Source organism: Sphingobacterium sp. WOUb80 (assembly GCF_050058145.1).
Taxonomy (GTDB): Bacteria; Bacteroidota; Bacteroidia; order Sphingobacteriales; family Sphingobacteriaceae; genus Sphingobacterium.
Genome location: NZ_CP165617.1, coordinates 2,523,705 through 2,541,281, shown reverse-complemented (window position 1 = coordinate 2,541,281; position 17,577 = coordinate 2,523,705). Strand labels below are relative to the sequence as shown.

Here is a 17,577-nt window from a genome sequence, read left to right as displayed (position 1 = left end):
AAGTAAATGTTAAGAAAACTTAAAATATGGAATTAGACAGGTAAATTTTGAAATTTTAAGTAGGAGTGGCATCAATGTTGATGTTTCCCTGTCGAATATTTTAGATGCAGTTTACATAGAATAAATGACGGAAAACATGGGAAACAATAATAATATTATTGAGAATTTAAATAGCAAATATCGTGAATATCTCGATGATGAAGGGAAATGGCTCAATGAAGGATTTAAGAATATTTTCATCGATGGGGAACCAAGCAGAGAAAACCTGAAAACATCAGTTTATCTCATGTTGCCTCAAGAGATCAGAGAATATGTCGATCAATTGCTAGGTAAAATAATTGATTAGAAGATATAGGAATAAATAGTACAAATTGAAGGTTTACTGAGATCAATTCTTTCTGGTTTTAGTAAACTTTCTTCTTTAAAAATAGGAGAAGAAAGCATATGGTAAAAATTCATTAAATACCAAACTCCTTCACGGTTTGACAGATTTGCTCCTTTTCTTTTCGACTCAACACATTCAACATTGTGAGTATTTCTTTACCCTGAAAAGTTTCAAGCTCAAGTCTTGGACCATACCAATTACTTTCAATAATGCGGATATTGACAATCTGAATATATGGTACGAAGACCAGTGGATCTAAATCTGCCAAAGCCCACATACTCCCTGTTTTTTTTTTAATCCGTTTAAAATACAATCCTTTTTTATCTGTTCTAGCCCGGATGATCTTTTTGCTGCTTCTTAGAAGAAGGAAGCCTCCGATAATAAAAGCTAAGTGGAGCAATAACATAAATAAAGAGATTAAAAAGCGAAATACATCCTTAAAGTCAAGTATCATGGCGCTGAAATTTTGTTTAAATGAATCATTTGGATCATAGCCAATGAAAAATGTAGAGCCTCCCACTATAATCAGAACTATACCAATAATAATGGATCGCCAATTTGGTAAATAATAATTGATACAGATTTGACTGCCTTTGGCTACAGATTTTCTCCTTTTCATTCCTAAAGATAGCGCAAGATACAATTGATACTAGACCAGACTTACAATTCGTATTAAAGGATTTATAATTCGAGAACGATTGTTTTAACGAGATGAATGTTGTTTTCGAATTTTATGCGTCTGCTATATGGAAACGCATAGAAACCTCTATTGCAGGAGACTGGACTACGCCGCATCTTTAATCTGGATGAGACCGATGAGAAGAAGTTGGGATACATTTGCGATATAAATCAAAATATTTAATGAGATGAATTACAACATTAGAAAAGCAAGTCTTGAGGACTTGGATCAAACAGCTGCGCTATTCAATCTTTATCGAATTTTTTACAGACAGGAACCGGATCTCGAAAAGGCAAAGGAATTTTTGAGGGAACGGTTTCTATATGGCGAATCAGAAATTTTTTTAGCTACTCTGGGGGAACAGGCTGTTGGCTTTGTTCAGCTTTATAAATTATTTCATTACACTAAATTGCAGCGGCAATGGTTATTGAGTGATCTTTTTGTTCACACCGATCACCGAAGCAGAGGGCTATCGGTCCGACTTATCGATCGCAGCAAACTATGGTGCGAAGAGACCGAGGCCTGTGGTTTGATGCTTGAAACGGAGAAAACAAATGTTATAGGTAATGCTCTTTATCCAAGATGTGGATTTGAATACGATGGCATACATAATTATTACCATTGGTGGAGATAACTTTAAATGGATCGCAAGGGTATTTCTGTTCCTTGCGATCCATTTTGATAGTTTAGATTGACTAACTAGACAGCAAATTGCGTCAAATGATGATCGAGGTGTTTATAAAACATGTTGTTCCATTCCCAGCTTTTGAGCCTTCCAAATGAATGGGACTCCTTTCCATCAAAATAGTTTTCGCCCAATTCCAGTGTTTTTTGAATATAAGCTATCAATCTGCCTTGTTCGAGTTCAAAATCCCGTCTTGATGTTACCAGAAACTCGGTAGCAGTAGGATTATTTCTCTTATAAGGTTTTTCGCTCACAACCAGATTTTTTACAAACCATTTTAGCAGCAGTTTCTTTAATCCAGTTGGTTTAGGATGCTTATCATCATAGATTAATTCATAGGTCACATTGCAGTGAGCCAGCATTTGATCGACAGTCATTATACCCCATTGGGCTCTGCTGTCTGGATTAAGATTTTGAATCCGTGTTATCACTTCATCACTCACTGTTTTGTCGAAAATGTTTTTCATTATTTAGCTGTTAATTGGTTTTTTAATTTTTGGGGTCTAGATTGTCGACTATTTGTAATATAATATCACATTTGTGGGCTCATCTTTTACACTTACTTGTTTTTCAGTGGGTCCGTTTTTATTGCTGTATCTCAATGTATAAGACTGATTTTTTTTTACAATAAATGTTAAATGATCATTCGCATCCTGGAGTTTTGTTGCCGTAGAACCACCGCCGATTTGATCATTTCCCTGGAAGATATCTACATTACATTTTGTTCTGCCTTCAGGTTGGCATTGATCCTTACTGAGATACATGGTAACGTTTAAACGAGTGTATGATTTATCATTTAATTGTTGGTTATATTGCTGATTGAATAGATCTATGTAGCGTTGTGAGACATTATCTGCGTAAACCTCTGTTTCACTCCATGCAGGGAATGAAGTAGCAGCTGGTTTATAAGAAGCTGCATAAATAGCGTGTTCCCGGCTATTTGGATCTGCTTTCCCCGCATCTGCCAAAAACCAGCTGTAGTTTAGGTCTTTGTCTGGATAATATTCTGTAAAATACCATTTTCCATTGATCCATACTTCCACCCAACTGTGGTTACCACGATTGTCATGCCAATTTGGTGTACCAGCGATCCTTGCCGGAATACCTACTGATCGCAATGCGTCAATGAGTAAAATGGACAATCCAGTACAAGAGGCCATCCCTTGACTCATTGATTCAGCTGGATTTTGATCCGCTTTTTTTCGCTGGGTATTGTAATCAACTTTGACCTCATCTCTGATATTCTTATTGATGGCTGCTATAGCATCTTTTATTGTTTTACTGTTCGTTACATATTTCGAAAAACGATCGTAGAAATCACCGCGCCAGTCATCGACATCCTCAGAAAACACGCGATAGGGCAATACTTCATTTAGAAAAATGGAATCAGGAATTTCCTTTGCCCAGGAAAAGGTTGATCTTGCTTGGTAAGCCTTTTTGATGTTACGGATAAGAAGGTCACTTTTAATCGTTGTTAAATCGTTCTTAGGCATATACGCAATGAGAAAAGCTGTACCTTCACGCATTTCTTTAGGTATTTCCCGTAGTACTTTTTCCAATTCGCTACGATTTGTACCAGCTACATTTAGTGCTTTTTTGACTAACATTTGATACTGGTCTGGTAAAGAGGAAAGCTTGAAATCTTGCGCAAATGCTTTGAGGAAAATGGCTGTAAATAAACAGCAGGCAACTAAAGAGGATGCTTTTTTGAACATAATATAAGCTTGCTTATTCTGTATTTATATAAATTATTAGATTTTGTTTCAAACTTAGATAAATTGATTTTTATATGCAAAATTAGGCTCCAACACAATTTCATTTGCAAATGAATACAAATTTATTTTAGTTTGAAGATCTTTACGCCGAAGTAAGGATCGTAACCCCAAAAATAGTTTACATGGCAATTCCGATGAGACCATTTCATTTTCTAGATCAAAGGGCATTTTGTCTGATCCTTTTATCTATTCTTCTGTATTCTTGTCAATCGGAAAGTCCGAGTAGTGTTATACTTGAAAAAATGGATAAAACATTTAATGTGTCCAAGTTTTATGAGCCCAAAATACAAAGAAGCGAGAAATTGTTGCATGCTGACGTAAAAAAAATGGATAAAAAGGAGTTGAAGGAAGCCTTTGGAACGGCTATGTTTAAAAAGGATACGCTTGCCATTTTTAATTCAGAGGGTAGCTTACCAACTCCATTTTACATCGAGTCTACCGCAGTTTGGGGAACTAGAAAACTAAAACCGCTCAAAGATTTCGGTTATCGTTACTCAACTGTTTCCTACAACGAAGAAAAGGATACCCTAGCGATGTTAAACGGGGTAACCTTTCCGGCCTTGACTATGGGGGAAAGTAAAAATGGCGAATTTGCTTATCTCTATGCCATGAAGACCTCAAAAAATAAAGATGATTTCCAAGATCTTCATAGCTACCTAAATAAGAACTATAAAGGGTTGGTGTTCTCAGAAGATGTAGGAAGTAGTATAGAAGGTTGGGAAAACAAAGATTTCTATTATTTTTTGATTAAAAAAAATAGAAGGGAAGAGCAGATATTTTCGTTCGGGGAAGAGGAGAACGATAATCAGAAGACTACCGACATCATTGAGATCCGTTTAGAAATTTATAACAAAATATATATCGAAAATATGCGAAAAGAGCAGGTCTATTTACCGGATTATATTCCTCTTCTCCACTAATTGATCCAGAAAACGGAGCGACCGTCAAACTTGTTACAAATCTACATGGACGAATTTGTTTATATTTACTTCCTTGTAAAAAAATCAATCAAATCGTCTAATTTTTATGTCCGATACTCAAATACCAACTTCTGCTTACGCAGATACCAAACCACATTATGCTGTACTTGACGGGTTACGTGGCGTAGCTGCTATTACTGTCGTTTGCTTTCACATTTTTGAAGCCTTTGCAACGAGCCATTTGGACCAGCGTATTAATCATGGGTATTTGGCGGTTGACTTCTTCTTTATGCTTTCAGGTTTTGTTGTGGGGTATGCTTATGATGATCGTTGGAAGACAATGACAACAAAAGAGTTTATCAAACGTAGAATAATACGTTTACATCCGATGGTCGTTATGGGTGCTATTATAGGAGCGATCATGTTCTATTCTCAGGGCTGTTCTGTTTGGGATGTGACTAAGGTAACATTTTCGTCCTTGGCAATTGCAACGTTATTGAATGCCTTATTAATTCCTGCACTTCCGGGGCATGAAGTGAGAGGGCTTGGAGAGATGTTTCCGTTAAATGGACCTAGTTGGTCTTTGTTTTTTGAATATATCGGCAATATCCTATATGCATTGATTATTCGTAGATTCTCGACTAAAGTATTGGCTGGACTCGTTATTTTATTCGGAGTAGGATTGGCCGTATTTGCTATATTAGGACCTTTGGGAGATATCTGTGCTGGATTTTCGTTCACAGGAACTGAATTTACAGCAGGCTCTCTTCGTCTTTTATTTTCATTCACAGCCGGTTTATTTCTATCGCGAATATTTAAATCTTTGCAAATCAAGGGTGCATTTTGGATTTGTAGTTTGATTCTCGTTCCACTTTTGGCAATGCCCCGCATTGGCGGTGCCGAACATCTTTGGATGAACGGTATATATGATACCTTGTGCTGTGTGCTGGTGTTCCCGTTACTTGTCGTTTTAGGGGCTTCGGGAAAGGGGAGCAGTGGCTTTACAAATTGGCTTTGTAAATTTTTAGGCGACCTATCTTATCCTTTGTACATGGTACATTATCCATTTATTTATTTGTATTATGCCTGGGTCAAGAATGGAAACCTGAGTTTCGAAGAGTCTTTACCTGGAGCCGCAGCTGTTGTGATCGGCAGTATTGTTCTTGCATATTGCTGTTTGAAGTTATATGATATGCCCGTACGAAAATATCTGTCGAAACGATTTCTAAGATCAAAAGGAAAGTAAAGGTACTATTTCCAAATACCATCCCATACAAAAATACCATGAAATGGTGTTTTTGTATGGGATGGTATTTGTTCCGCAAGCCATAGAATAGCTTAATAGGATGTCAAACAGATGCCTCTCGTAATCAGTCCTTTTCGAAGTATACGTGTTGTACTGCCAGTCTGATTGCTCTCCGGGAAATAAGTTGCGCTTGATATGATATGTGCCATAATAATCTTCTTTTTTTCAGGATCTTTGAAGCGGTAACCCACTGGATAAACAGCGATAACAGGCTAAGGCAAATGGCACCAGCAATCATTAAAACAATAGCCTTTCCGAGGAAGCGACTTCCAGTGAGAACGCCGTATAATATCAAAATCACCAGAATGGGGACAAAGATATATACAAAGACTAAGTTAGTTCCAAATCCCATTTATTCTCCATCATTATAACAAACCCATATCTACTAAATCCAGTACAGTATGCCTTTTATTGGCCAATTTGTTCTTTATACATGCTTCAATTATTTTTTTGACGCCACTTGAATAAGAATCATGCCCGAGGACTTTGGTTTCAATTTTAATCTCATCATTTTGATCTTTGATTACAATCTGATGATAGGCGTGCTTTTCTAAGTGGGCAACAGGGATATTGATCCTATAGGCTTGCGTTTTTGCATCACGGATAGAGATTACCCGCTCGTGAGGTACATGTAAGGAATTGGCAATATGATAGGCTGTACCTGGCTCAGTCGTTTTGGAGGATTGATGAGACTCCATAATGGATATTTCATAGTCCTTGAAATTATGGCCAAATTGCTGGAGCATAAAAAGTGTTTTTAACAACAGTATGGACGTGTTCGGACAAATAATGAGCGGAAAGGTTGTCTCGAGCTTTTCCGTCTCCAACCCCGTCGACAGTTCGATTAACACTGAGCCCGTGCGAGCACAAAACTCAAGACAATCTTTCAGTTCACGACCCGAGCCAGCATGTATAACGATAGATGGAGACGTCGTTGTACCGGATGATTGCCACGGAAGAAGTTCGACTGTGGGAATGGAGAAATCAGCTTTCAGTATAGCGTTTGCCAGTTTTCCTGATCCAACTACAAATGCTTTTTTTGTATTCATATAGTTTATTTTATCAACTATCCGATATCCCTTTGACTATAAATGGATACCAGATGAATTTTTAACGAAGTAAAGGTTGTGCTTGAGTCGAGTAAGTTACAAAAATAGACGGTAAAATTTAATCTTTGTTAGTATGGAATTATTCTTTTTTCACGCATTTCGTCAAAAAGCTGATAGAACATTTGTTCGGTATCCATAAATTCATGAAATCCGAGGCGTCGGGCTTTTGTACCATCGGCAAAAAAATCATAATCCCAAGAAAAAACAAAATCGCCAAAAGGCCAGGCCGAAACCTCCTGATAGCTATAGCTTAACTGATGCTCTTTTTGTAATTTCTGCCATATAGGTTCTTTATCCGCCATCATAGTTGCAAGAGATAGCGGGATTGGATCGGCGGTTTCCATCTTGAAGTAAGAGGCCAATTTCGGCCAGAGTTCCTTCCATCGGAAGAGATCGCCATTGTTGATGTTAAAAGCTTGATTAGCAGCTTGCGGATTCGTGGCAGCCCATACCATAGCTTTCGCTAATAATGTGGCATCGGTCATTTCCATCAGTGTCTGAAAAGCACCAATTTTTCCTGGAAACCGAAGCGGAATACCGAGTTCTTTTGATATTGAAGCATATACAGCAATGAGCATTGCTAGATTCATCGGATTACTGGGAGCTGTTCCACCAACAACGGATGGACGTATTGCAGACCAGGTCCATTTTTTGCCTTTTTGTAGCTGTTCGAGGTATTGCTGTTGGCTGGTATTGAATTCCGGGGGCATATGGCCAGCATCCGATTCTTTGGCAGGTGTCTTAAAAGGACCTAAATGTGCACCATATACTTTATACCCCTGCATTAGGCTAATATGTTGAATATTGGGTGCAATTGGTTCAACTGCGGCCAAAACATGGCTTAACATTTTCATGTTAGGCTCAACCAACTCTGCCCAAGTAGCTCTATCTTGGTAAGCAACGTAGTAAATGTGAGTGACCGCATTCAAGTTACCTAGTTTTTTCAGACAGTCCGCTAAATCCAATAAATCTACGGCTATAAAACGGACCTTTTGCCGGTCAACATTTGCTCGCCGCGATACACCTATGATTTCCCATTCCTCCAATTTTTCGAGGTATTCGATCAGATTGTTGCCAATGACGCCATTGGCGCCAACGACTAAAGCTGTGTTTTTTTTAGTTTTCATTTTTTTCTATTCTGAAGAACAAAATTAGCTGGAAGTCTAGCGGGTATTAGGTAAAAGTCTAATATAATTATGTATATTTCTAATATGAAACGCTATCGTCAATTTGAGCCTGTACTTATTTCATCATTTAAGATGCTTGAATGGAAGCATCCGGAACATAATCATAACCATTACGAGTTTATTTTTATCAGGGAAGGCTTAGGACGACATATCATTAACGGACATCCATATCCTTACGGGGGCGGGATGATCTTCCTCCTCGGTCCCGACGATGAGCATTATTTTGAAATTGAACAACACACACATTTTGTTTATCTTAAATTTACCGACGCTTACCTTGCTTGCAACCCAGCAGGGTCTCTAGCTGCCATACAACATCTGGAATATCTAATAAAGAGTAGAGAAACTCATCAGACCGGATTTCAATTAGTTGGGGAAGATAAGTCGTCGGTTGAGCTGATCTTTGATCTACTTGTGCTATGGAGAAAAGATCAGACTGGAAATCAGGAACTTATTTGGTTGCAATTATTCAGTATTGTACATATTTTGCAACGGAATATGCCTGAATTGCGCAGTAGTAATTTTAGGAGCCGTGATCTGCAAGCCATGTTCTGTTATATCCATAAGAATATTTACGATCCTAATCGTCTGCGATCAAATGTGATGGCACAGCATTTTAATATCGCTAACGATTATCTGGGTATTTACTTTAAACGTCAGGCAGGAATTACCCTGCGGAACTATATTCAAAACTATCGCAGTACATTGATAGGTCAAAGAATAACAGCAGGAAGAGCGACTTTAAAGGAGATTGCTGTGGAATTTGGGCTGACCGATGTAAGTCATCTGACGAAAATTATACATAAAGCTTAATCTATTTCCCTATAAAAATGCTCAAGTCGAAACAGATCTAATCCATGGAAAGTTTAGGTAAAACGGTTTTGAATACAATGGTTCGAAGGAGACTAATGCGATTTTGGGGGAGTAATATGCTTTGTAAAGTTTTTTAGAAAACAATGATGTTATATAAAAATATTGCGGACGAGATTATCAGGATGAGTCAGGATGATGACTCGATACGAGAGAAGTTATTGCGGACGGGAGAGCTCCATGGCGGCTATCATCCGGAGATGGAAGCAATTCATCGGCAGAATGCAAAAAGACTACGTGAAATAATTGCCGAAATAGGTTATCCAACGATTTCAAAAGTGGGCAAGGTCGCTAGTAATTCAGCATGGTTGATTGTGCAGCATGCGATCGGGGAGCCCGATTTTATGGAGGATTGTTATGAGTTGCTTCTTGATAATATCGCAGACATCAACTTGGCAAATCTTGCTTATTTGCACGATAGAATTCAGTTTTTCAGGAGCAAACCGCAACGTTATGGGACACAGTTAACCCGTTGCGGGAAAATTTATCCCGTGGAGGATACAAGTGCATTGAATGCATTGAGAAAGTTTATGGACCTTCTACCGTTTAACCACATAGAAATAGGTGAAATTGAACATGTGGAGCAAATTCCATTACTAGATAAGGAAAATAGCACATATAACGATTGGCGAAAAAAAGTTGGCTGGATAAGTTGATTTTTCGACATTTTTTGTAGATTTGTCGAGTAATGACAGGTCAACAGGAAAATATTAAAGAGGAGATTATCTTATCATCCATGAAAGTGTTTGAAACATATGGATTTGCAAGAGTTTCTATGCAAGATATTTCAAAAGCTTGTGGAAAGGGACGAAGTACACTTTACTATTATTTTACCAGTAAAATGGACGTCTTTGACGCGATTGCGGAGTACCTATGTCAGCAAGTGTTTCAGGTCGCGAGCAGAACTTATAATAGGGACGCTTCTCTGGAGGATAATTTAGTTGGTTTTTTACAAGCCAAACTGCGCCAGATTAATTTAATTACCAAACGTTTTCATCTCGCATTTGAAGATATGAAATCTGATCCGGCTTTAATGGTTTCGAAGACACGTTACATGTTGGATGACGAGATTAAGTTGATTCGTGAAATGATTGAACTGGCCATTCAGAAAGAAGAAATCCAGACCTTGGAGGAAAAGGATGTTCTGTTCTTATCGGAGATGTTGGTGACAACATCGCGCTGCTTTGAGCAGGAAGTTTTACTTTTTGACCGTTTTCCGGATTTTGAAGCTAGACTTTCTTGGCTGACAAGTATATGTGTCAGGGGACTGCGCTAGTAATTCGACAGCGTAGCGAAGAAGAATTGTTTTGGACAGTAAGGGTATATATTTATTGTTCTTTTTTTTGAAAACGAATTCGACAAAAATACAAAATATGTCCATATTAATCAGTTATTTCTTTTTAATAGGGACACTAGACAGGATATAAACTATGGGGTTAAATGCGAAAGTAGGCAAGGCGATAGACAGTTTTGCATCAGAAAGATGTGTTTTGGTCATGGTGGAGACTGATGGAACGATCCGCTCTGAAATAAACGGATTGCTGGATCCGGATATTGATTGTTATTTATTGCTACACCGTGATGTAGAGAAGTTAGATAGCCTAGCTCTCGCATTGGAAAACGAAAATAAAAAGGTTCGATTAGCCAGGGATTTTGAGGAGCTGAAGCAGATGCGTTTTTTGAGCCATCACCTACAACAAATTGCCGTTAAAATTTTGAAATAATCTAATTATGTATAAAGTTGTCTACTCTTTATCTCGTAAACTCAAGTGGAAAGCCAGCGAGATTTATCATTTTCTTTATCAGAGTTTCCCTGAGATAAAAAATATTGACCTATTGCTGGATGATCAGCAATTTTTACTTGTTCTTCGGATTAGCAGCCGGTTGGAATTTTCTATTTTGAATATATGTCAGAAACAAGGATTGGCCATGCAATTTGTCCAGGTAGAAGATACGGATTAGTTAGCCCGGTTTGAAAGAGTTAAACTATCGGATCTGCAGCTGTGTAATCCATTACTTGATGAGCCGTAAAGCAATATCATTTTGAGCTCTGCAGCAAAATCATTCTGAAAGTTACTTTTTACTTTTGCTATCGTTCCTTCAAAACATTTTTTACATCCATTGGTTAATTTTATCGTGTGGCTGGAATATGTGTTGCATCATAGGAATTTTATGCATTTATTTAAAACAGAAAACAACAATTTTATCAAGTATGAGTACATTTTCAATTAGAGCTTTTGGAACAAGCGCACCAACGGCTGATCTAAAACAGATGGATATTGAACGCCGTGAAGTGACGGATAAAGATGTCGAGATTGATATCTTATTTTGTGGAGTTTGTCATTCGGATTTACATACAGCGCGAAATGAATGGGGCGGAACCGTTTATCCGAATGTACCCGGTCACGAAATTGTAGGGCGAATTACTAAAGTTGGATCAGCTGTAACTAAGTTTAAAGTAGGCGATTTAGCTGGCGTGGGATGTATGGTCGATAGTTGTCGCGAATGTGAGAGTTGTAAGGAAGGTTTGGAACAATATTGTGAAAATGGAAATATTCAAACCTATAATGGTCACGATAAGCACCTTAATAAACAGACATTTGGTGGTTATTCTGAACGTGTTGTAGTAGATCAGGATTTTGTGCTTCACATTCCTGAAAATTTGGATCTCGCAGCGACAGCACCTTTATTATGTGCTGGAATTACCACTTATTCACCTTTGAGGCATTGGAATGTCGGACCAGGAAAAAAAGTCGGTATAGTGGGTATCGGCGGCTTGGGACACATGGGAGTCAAAATAGCGAAAGCAATGGGAGCTCATGTGGTCGTAATTACAACGTCTGCTTCCAAAGTTGATGACGCCAAACGTTTAGGAGCTGACGAGGTGATCTTGTCAACTGATGCTGAACAAATGAAAGAGCATGCAGGCACATTACATTTCATTTTGGACTGCGTTTCGGCACAGCATGATATCAACGCTTATTTAAGTTTATTGAAACGAGACGGTTCTCTGACGCTTGTTGGTGCGCCTGAACACCCACTGCCTGTAGCTCCTTTCAGTTTGATTCCAACACGTAAGAGTTTTTCAGGTTCTATGATCGGCGGGATTGCAGAAACACAGGAGATGCTTGATTTTTGTGGTAAACACAATATTATCTCGGACATAGAGCTGATTAAAATGCAGGATATCAATCATGCCTATGATAGACTATTGAAAAGCGATGTGAAATACAGGTTTGTTATTGACATGGCGAGTTTGAAAAACTAACGTAATAAAATTCTTAAACGCTGAACCATCAAAGGGAATTTCGAGTACCTTTGATGGTTCAGCGTTTTTATATGCTTAATTTGCGATTAATTATTTTGTTAATCTTTTTGTCCTTTGAAGTTGTTAACTAGGGGGGAAGGCAAAAACTCGTCATTTTTATGGAAAAAGATAAAATTAATATATTTTGGTTTCGAAGGGATCTACGCTTGGATGATAATGCCGGACTTGCGCGTGCGTTCGCTTCGGGGTATCCGGTATTACCCGTATTCATATTTGACGAAGATATTTTGAAGCTGCTGGAGGATAGGAAAGACAGACGTGTTCATTATATTCATCAAGCACTAACAGGTATCAATGCGACCTTAGAAAAAAGTGGTGCAACTTTGAATACGTTCTTTGGTAAACCTATCACTATTTACAGAGAGCTTGTTGAGAAATTTGACGTGCAGGGAATCTATTGTAATCGGGATTATGAACCGAAAGCAATTCATCGGGACAAAGAAATTTTTGATTTTTGCCAATCGATAGGAATTCCCTTCAAAGCTGTGAAAGATCAGGTTATTTTCGATAAAGGAGATATTTTAAAAAATGATGGAACGCCCTATACGGTTTATACGCCTTACGCAAAAAAATGGCGGGAGAAATTACGTCCCGAGGACCATCTTTCCTATACATACACAACGGAATTTTTCTTTCAGCAAAACCATGAGCAGATTATTTCTTTGGAGAACTTAGGTTTTCTAGAGACCGACCTTATTTTTGAAGAACCACAACTGAATGCTGCAATTATTGACCATTATGATACAACCCGTGATTATCCGGCATTAATGGGTACTACTAAATTGGGAATTGCACTTCGTTTTGGAACAATCAGTGTACGTCAATGCGTTACTTTCGCTTTAAAGCACAATTTGACCTGGTTGTCTGAATTGATCTGGCGTGAATTTTTTATGCAGATACTCTATCACTATCCGCATGTTGTTACGGAGTCCTTTAGAAAGCAATACGATGCCATACAATGGCGCAACAATGAGGTAGAATTCCAGCAGTGGTGCAACGGAGAGACTGGATATCCTATGGTCGATGCGGGTATGCGCCAATTGAATAGTTCGGGTTATATGCACAATCGCGTACGAATGGTCGTAGCCAGTTTTCTTTGTAAGCACCTTTTGATCGACTGGAGATGGGGGGAGGCCTACTTTGCACAAAAACTAAATGATTATGACCTGTCAGCCAACAATGGTAACTGGCAATGGGCCGCCGGTAGTGGTTGTGACGCAGCCCCGTATTTTAGGGTTTTTAATCCGACGCTTCAGGCTGAGAAGTTCGATAAAAATCAGGAATATATAAAAAAATGGGTTCCTGAATTAGACACTTCAGCCTATTGTGAGCCTATTGTCGACCATCAGATTGCCCGTGATCGTGCGATAAAGACCTACGCAAAGGCGTTGAAATAATGGTATTGAATGTCTACTCCTTACGAGCGGTTTTAAGGACCAACAAGTAGGAGCGGACATTCAATGTATCTAATTTATTGATCTAAAAACTCGGCAACAAAGGCGTCAAATGCCTGTGGATTTTCGGCTTGAACCCAGTGGCCGGCATTAGGAATTGTTTTAAACACGGCATTTGGAAATTGTTCCCTGATCTTAATTTTATCTTCAGGTAATATATATTTTGATTTCTCTCCAGGTAGAAATAATGTGGGACCGTTGAATATTCCTGATTTTACCCCGACAGTGATAAACTCTGTATATTTATTTTTTAAAACATCCAGATTAAAGCGCCAGTCTAATTTCCGATCTTCTCTGATATATACATTTTTTAATAAAAATTGGATAACACCCGGATCACTCAAATAGTGTTCAATCTTTACTTGTACATCTTTCCTGTTTTCTAGTGTTGTAATATCTACAGCAGATAGCGCATTGAAGATATCCTCATGATGTGGAGGATAAGCTTTCGGGGCTATATCAGCGATGATCAGTTTTTCAATTTTTTCTGGATGATCAATAGCAAATTGCATCGCTACTTTTCCGCCCAAAGAATGGCCCAATAGTAGTACTTTATCTGCTCCAATGGATGTTATATAGGCCAGCAGATCGTCTACCATAACTTCCACCGACATATCTCCACTATGGAAACTTCGTCCGTGATTACGAAGATCGAGTAAATGTACCTGTCTTTTCTCTCCGAAACTACGACCAAAGGATCCCCAGTTGTCTGCCATACCAAAAAGCCCATGCAGGACAATTAATGGCGTGCCACCGTTATCTGCGCCATATATTTTGCTGTGTTGTAATTCTTTCAATGTCATGCTATTTATTATTGCAATTTATCACCTGTCTGTGACGTATATATCCAGCGAAGTTAGCTTTTGTTGGTGATTTTTTGATCGAAATTATGTAAAACATTTACATAACTTCCTACTTGATCCCATCTTATTGCTCTTATCAAAATGGTAGGATTTGGTGATTTATTGGTAGTTCTTCGCCGCGATATCCACTTAATTTTGTATTAAACTTAATTCATAAAATAGATGAGTAATAGCGCATTAATAGTCATTGATATTCAAAACGAGTATTTTGAAGATGGCGGAATGGAACTTGTGGATCCCTTAAAGGCAGGAAAGAATGCCAGAAGAGTGATCGACCAATTTAGGCGAAGAAAATTTCCAGTGGTTCATATCCAACATATTTCTTCAGATCCCAAAGCAATGCCATTCTTTATTGATGGCACAAGAGCTGCCGAAATTCATGAAAGCGTGAGTCCAATGGCAAACGAGCTAGTAATACGTAAACATTTTCCCAACAGCTTTAGAGAGACAGAATTACTGGATTACCTTCGCAGCAATAAGGTCGAGGAACTTGTTGTCGTAGGCATGATGACCCATATGTGTATTGACGCCACGGTACGCGCCGCTGTCGATTTAGGCTTTCGATGTACCGTAATTAATGATGCCTGTGCAACGCGCGATCTTGAGATCAATGGCTCCGTAGTTGCTGCACTGGATGTTCAGCATGCTTTTCTTGCCGCTTTGGCGTTCTTTTATGCGCAGGTTCAGGACACCGAGACGTACTTGGAACTCCATTGATTTATAGGGAAATCGGGCCATGTGGATGCCTATTTGCATGGCCCGATTTTCATAATGCCAACTTGTAGAGACAGTCCAACATTTATTTGAATTCCTGAATAAATGCACTAATGGTTTTTCCAGTTTGAGTTTTGAAAAACCGCATTAAATGATTGGGTTCTGAAAAGTTAAGGTCAAAAGCAATTTGATTAACGGAATGGTCAGAATGGATGAGAAGGTCCTGAATCTCGAATAGTAAACGCTGCCGAAGTAGGTGTGTCGCTGTGGTATTAAACTGTGCTTTAACGGCTTGATTTAACGTAATCCTACTTATTCCCATGAGTGTCGCATATTCGTTTACCCGTTGTTTCTCCCGAATGAACTGTTCCATAAGTTCTTTAAATTGATAGGCGAAATTATTTTCCGCTTTTTGGTTCGGCAACTTATTCAAGCGGGCATATTTTCGGTTTAAAGTCTGCAATAGGTAATAAAGTAAAGAACGAATAATATGGGCACTATCTGCTTGGGTTTCGATAAGTTCAAGTTTAATTTCGGCGAGAAGACCACAGAATTTTGACATATGTGTGTCATCTGCTATAATTTGGGGTACATAACTAAGCTGGTAGAAATATAATAGTTTGTATGTGAATAGTTTATCCGAAAAGAAATCATTCAAAAAGTCTTCCTGAAAAATCAATGTTGTAAATTCAAGGTGTTCTGGATCCAGTTCCCAAGTATGTTTTTGAAAAGCCGAAATAAAGATGATTGAATTGTCGGACAAGGAGAGAATCTCTTGCCCCAATATCAATCTGCCTTTGGCTTTTTTGAAAAATAGAATTTCAAAAAAATCTTTATGGTAAGTATCTTGATGTGTATAATCCGTTTCTTTTTCATTGAGGACATTCAACAAAAACTCAACACCGCATTCACCCTTATGGAATTTTATTGTTCTCAAGCTAGATTACTTTAATAGACCAAAAATACTAAACTTTATAAGTTACACCAGCCTAAATACAAATATTATCTTAGTGTTTTACCCCTCATGTTTATTCAGGCAACTAAGCAAGGAGTAAGGGGGGGAGGCGAAGTGTTTGGATGGTAAAAAGGTCTTCTTTCTATTATTGGGTGTTTTTCAAAATAGTTATCAAAACAGTTAACGGAGAATAGATGAGTTGGGTGAAATGTTAAGAGAGAAGCTGAATTTTGAAAATGAGAATAAAATTTTTGGTAAAAGTGATTTTCATCACTTTTTTGTTGGGAAGAATAAGCTACTTTTACTGCTGTAGCCATTTATCCAGTAAGATTAGTCTTTGGTATTGACAAAAATTATTTAGCCATAAAAATATATTATTTGGGGGTTTTCTCGTTATGAGAGGCCCCTTAATTTTTTAAGCAACCCCTAGTTCTGAAATAAAGGGACTGTGCACTTCACCGCAAGCTTGAGGTCTTGTTTTAAAGAAAATAGGTCTTTTCGATAGCTTTCAATAACTTGTTCGAAAAGACCTATAGGTGTCTTCTTATTCCTGCTTAGTAAATTGCATTCTGTGCCGTTAATATAACAGGAGCGCCATCGGTAATGAGAATTGTATGTTCATGTTGGGCCATGAATCCACCTTTGTCCCCAACCATTGTCCAGCCATCCTCGATTTCGGTCGCGTATGTGGAGGTCGTTGAAATAAAGGTTTCGATAGCAACAACAGTATTTTTTCGAAATCTTCGTTGGTCGAAGCGATTTTTATAGTTAAGCAATTCATCGGGGTCCTCGTGCAGACTTTTTCCTACACCATGTCCGCCAAGGTTCTTGATGACTTTATAGCCTCTTTTTTTCGCTTCAGTTTCTATTAGATGTCCAATATCGGCTATTTTCACACCACCACGAATATTATTGATTGCTTTTTGAAGAATTTCTTTTGATGCATTGACCAATTTTTCGTGTTGAAATATGTCCTTTCCTATAATAAAGGAACAACCATTATCGGCCCAATATCCATCCAGTTCGGCAGATACATCGATATTGATCAAATCACCTTCTTGCAATAGTCTTTCCGCAGTAGGTATTCCGTGGCAAAATTCGTTATTTACACTAATACAGGTGTATCCTGGGAAACCATAGGTAAGAGCAGGAGCAGAATTTGCACCCATGCTTTTTAATATTTCGGCTCCATATTCGTCAAGCTCTTTCGTGGACATACCCACTTGAGCATGTGCTATCATAGCTTTTAAGGTGATGGCAACGGCATCGCTCGCTTTTTGTATGCCTGTTAGCTCGGTTTCATTCGTTATAGACATCGCTAATGTATTTATTGTGGAGCAGGTGAGC

At 38.3% G+C, this 17,577-nt stretch carries 20 protein-coding genes; 12 read left to right on the top strand and 8 right to left on the bottom strand.

All coding sequences use genetic code 11. The features are described from left to right. Positions 1-136 precede the first annotated feature (136 nt). Positions 137-346, top strand: coding sequence for a hypothetical protein (locus AB1Z56_RS10645; RefSeq protein ID WP_309363802.1), 210 nt, complete (start codon positions 137-139; stop codon positions 344-346). Positions 347-458: 112 nt separating this feature from the next. Here AB1Z56_RS10645 and AB1Z56_RS10640 read toward each other — a convergent pair whose 3' ends face one another. Next, a complete protein-coding gene (locus AB1Z56_RS10640; protein ID WP_426792011.1) occupies positions 459-1,004 on the bottom strand; it encodes a hypothetical protein in 546 nt (181 codons plus the stop codon). Between the two features lie 247 nt (positions 1,005-1,251). Between AB1Z56_RS10640 and AB1Z56_RS10635 the strand changes: the two genes are divergently transcribed. Continuing rightward, positions 1,252-1,698, top strand: a complete 447-nt coding sequence (locus AB1Z56_RS10635; protein ID WP_426792010.1) for a GNAT family N-acetyltransferase — start codon at positions 1,252-1,254, stop codon at positions 1,696-1,698. A 65-nt stretch (positions 1,699-1,763) separates the two neighbouring features. Here the strand turns inward: AB1Z56_RS10635 and AB1Z56_RS10630 are convergent, their stop codons facing one another. After that, positions 1,764-2,216: a DUF1569 domain-containing protein gene (locus AB1Z56_RS10630; protein WP_309363808.1), complete on the bottom strand. Its 453-nt coding sequence runs from the start codon at positions 2,214-2,216 to the stop codon at positions 1,764-1,766. Positions 2,217-2,264: 48 nt separating this feature from the next. After that, the gene (locus tag AB1Z56_RS10625; RefSeq protein ID WP_426792009.1) at positions 2,265-3,464 is read right to left on the bottom strand and encodes a transglutaminase-like domain-containing protein; all 1,200 of its coding nucleotides are present in this window, start codon (positions 3,462-3,464) and stop codon (positions 2,265-2,267) included. A 302-nt stretch (positions 3,465-3,766) separates the two neighbouring features. Between AB1Z56_RS10625 and AB1Z56_RS10620 the strand changes: the two genes are divergently transcribed. Continuing rightward, on the top strand, positions 3,767-4,444 hold the full coding sequence (locus tag AB1Z56_RS10620; RefSeq protein WP_309363812.1) for a hypothetical protein: 678 nt from the start codon (positions 3,767-3,769) through the stop codon (positions 4,442-4,444). A gap of 106 nt (positions 4,445-4,550) precedes the next feature. Then, positions 4,551-5,690, top strand: coding sequence for an acyltransferase family protein (locus AB1Z56_RS10615; protein WP_309363814.1), 1,140 nt, complete (start codon positions 4,551-4,553; stop codon positions 5,688-5,690). 425 nt (positions 5,691-6,115) lie between these two features. On the opposite strand, the gene AB1Z56_RS10610 is transcribed toward AB1Z56_RS10615, so the two are convergent. Both AB1Z56_RS10610 and AB1Z56_RS10605 read right to left on the bottom strand, forming a co-directional pair. Then, positions 6,116-6,799 carry a dihydrodipicolinate reductase C-terminal domain-containing protein gene (locus AB1Z56_RS10610; protein ID WP_309363816.1) on the bottom strand — a complete coding sequence of 228 codons (684 nt, stop codon included), beginning with the start codon at positions 6,797-6,799 and terminating at the stop codon, positions 6,116-6,118. A 128-nt stretch (positions 6,800-6,927) separates the two neighbouring features. Further along, positions 6,928-7,986, bottom strand: a complete 1,059-nt coding sequence (locus AB1Z56_RS10605) for an SDR family oxidoreductase (RefSeq protein WP_426792008.1) — start codon at positions 7,984-7,986, stop codon at positions 6,928-6,930. Between the two features lie 69 nt (positions 7,987-8,055). Between AB1Z56_RS10605 and AB1Z56_RS10600 the strand changes: the two genes are divergently transcribed. The 7 genes from AB1Z56_RS10600 to AB1Z56_RS10570 all read left to right on the top strand — a co-directional run bounded on the left by AB1Z56_RS10600 (position 8,056) and on the right by AB1Z56_RS10570 (position 13,641). Further along, positions 8,056-8,859 (top strand): AraC family ligand binding domain-containing protein, encoded by an 804-nt coding sequence (locus AB1Z56_RS10600; protein ID WP_426792007.1) that lies wholly within the window; start codon positions 8,056-8,058, stop codon positions 8,857-8,859. 143 nt (positions 8,860-9,002) lie between these two features. Then, positions 9,003-9,572: a DUF6624 domain-containing protein gene (locus tag AB1Z56_RS10595; protein WP_426792006.1), complete on the top strand. Its 570-nt coding sequence runs from the start codon at positions 9,003-9,005 to the stop codon at positions 9,570-9,572. A gap of 32 nt (positions 9,573-9,604) precedes the next feature. After that, entirely contained in the window at positions 9,605-10,192 is a 588-nt protein-coding gene (locus tag AB1Z56_RS10590) for a TetR/AcrR family transcriptional regulator (RefSeq protein ID WP_309363823.1), read from the top strand. Between the two features lie 154 nt (positions 10,193-10,346). Continuing rightward, on the top strand, positions 10,347-10,640 hold the full coding sequence (locus tag AB1Z56_RS10585) for a hypothetical protein (RefSeq protein WP_309363825.1): 294 nt from the start codon (positions 10,347-10,349) through the stop codon (positions 10,638-10,640). Between the two features lie 7 nt (positions 10,641-10,647). Continuing rightward, the gene (locus AB1Z56_RS10580) at positions 10,648-10,878 is read left to right on the top strand and encodes a hypothetical protein (protein ID WP_309363827.1); all 231 of its coding nucleotides are present in this window, start codon (positions 10,648-10,650) and stop codon (positions 10,876-10,878) included. A 250-nt stretch (positions 10,879-11,128) separates the two neighbouring features. Further along, the gene (locus AB1Z56_RS10575) at positions 11,129-12,184 is read left to right on the top strand and encodes an NAD(P)-dependent alcohol dehydrogenase (RefSeq protein ID WP_309363829.1); all 1,056 of its coding nucleotides are present in this window, start codon (positions 11,129-11,131) and stop codon (positions 12,182-12,184) included. 158 nt (positions 12,185-12,342) lie between these two features. After that, the gene (locus AB1Z56_RS10570; protein ID WP_426792005.1) at positions 12,343-13,641 is read left to right on the top strand and encodes a cryptochrome/photolyase family protein; all 1,299 of its coding nucleotides are present in this window, start codon (positions 12,343-12,345) and stop codon (positions 13,639-13,641) included. A gap of 74 nt (positions 13,642-13,715) precedes the next feature. Here the strand turns inward: AB1Z56_RS10570 and AB1Z56_RS10565 are convergent, their stop codons facing one another. Further along, positions 13,716-14,501, bottom strand: a complete 786-nt coding sequence (locus tag AB1Z56_RS10565) for an alpha/beta fold hydrolase (RefSeq protein ID WP_309363833.1) — start codon at positions 14,499-14,501, stop codon at positions 13,716-13,718. 222 nt (positions 14,502-14,723) lie between these two features. Here AB1Z56_RS10565 and AB1Z56_RS10560 point away from each other — a divergent pair, with 222 nt between their 5' ends. Next, a complete protein-coding gene (locus AB1Z56_RS10560) occupies positions 14,724-15,278 on the top strand; it encodes a cysteine hydrolase family protein (protein ID WP_426792004.1) in 555 nt (184 codons plus the stop codon). Positions 15,279-15,360: 82 nt separating this feature from the next. Here the strand turns inward: AB1Z56_RS10560 and AB1Z56_RS10555 are convergent, their stop codons facing one another. Next, positions 15,361-16,212 carry a helix-turn-helix domain-containing protein gene (locus AB1Z56_RS10555; RefSeq protein WP_426792003.1) on the bottom strand — a complete coding sequence of 284 codons (852 nt, stop codon included), beginning with the start codon at positions 16,210-16,212 and terminating at the stop codon, positions 15,361-15,363. Between the two features lie 572 nt (positions 16,213-16,784). Continuing rightward, positions 16,785-17,546 carry a type I methionyl aminopeptidase gene (gene map / locus AB1Z56_RS10550; protein WP_426792002.1) on the bottom strand — a complete coding sequence of 254 codons (762 nt, stop codon included), beginning with the start codon at positions 17,544-17,546 and terminating at the stop codon, positions 16,785-16,787. Between the last annotated feature and the right edge of the window lie 31 nt (positions 17,547-17,577).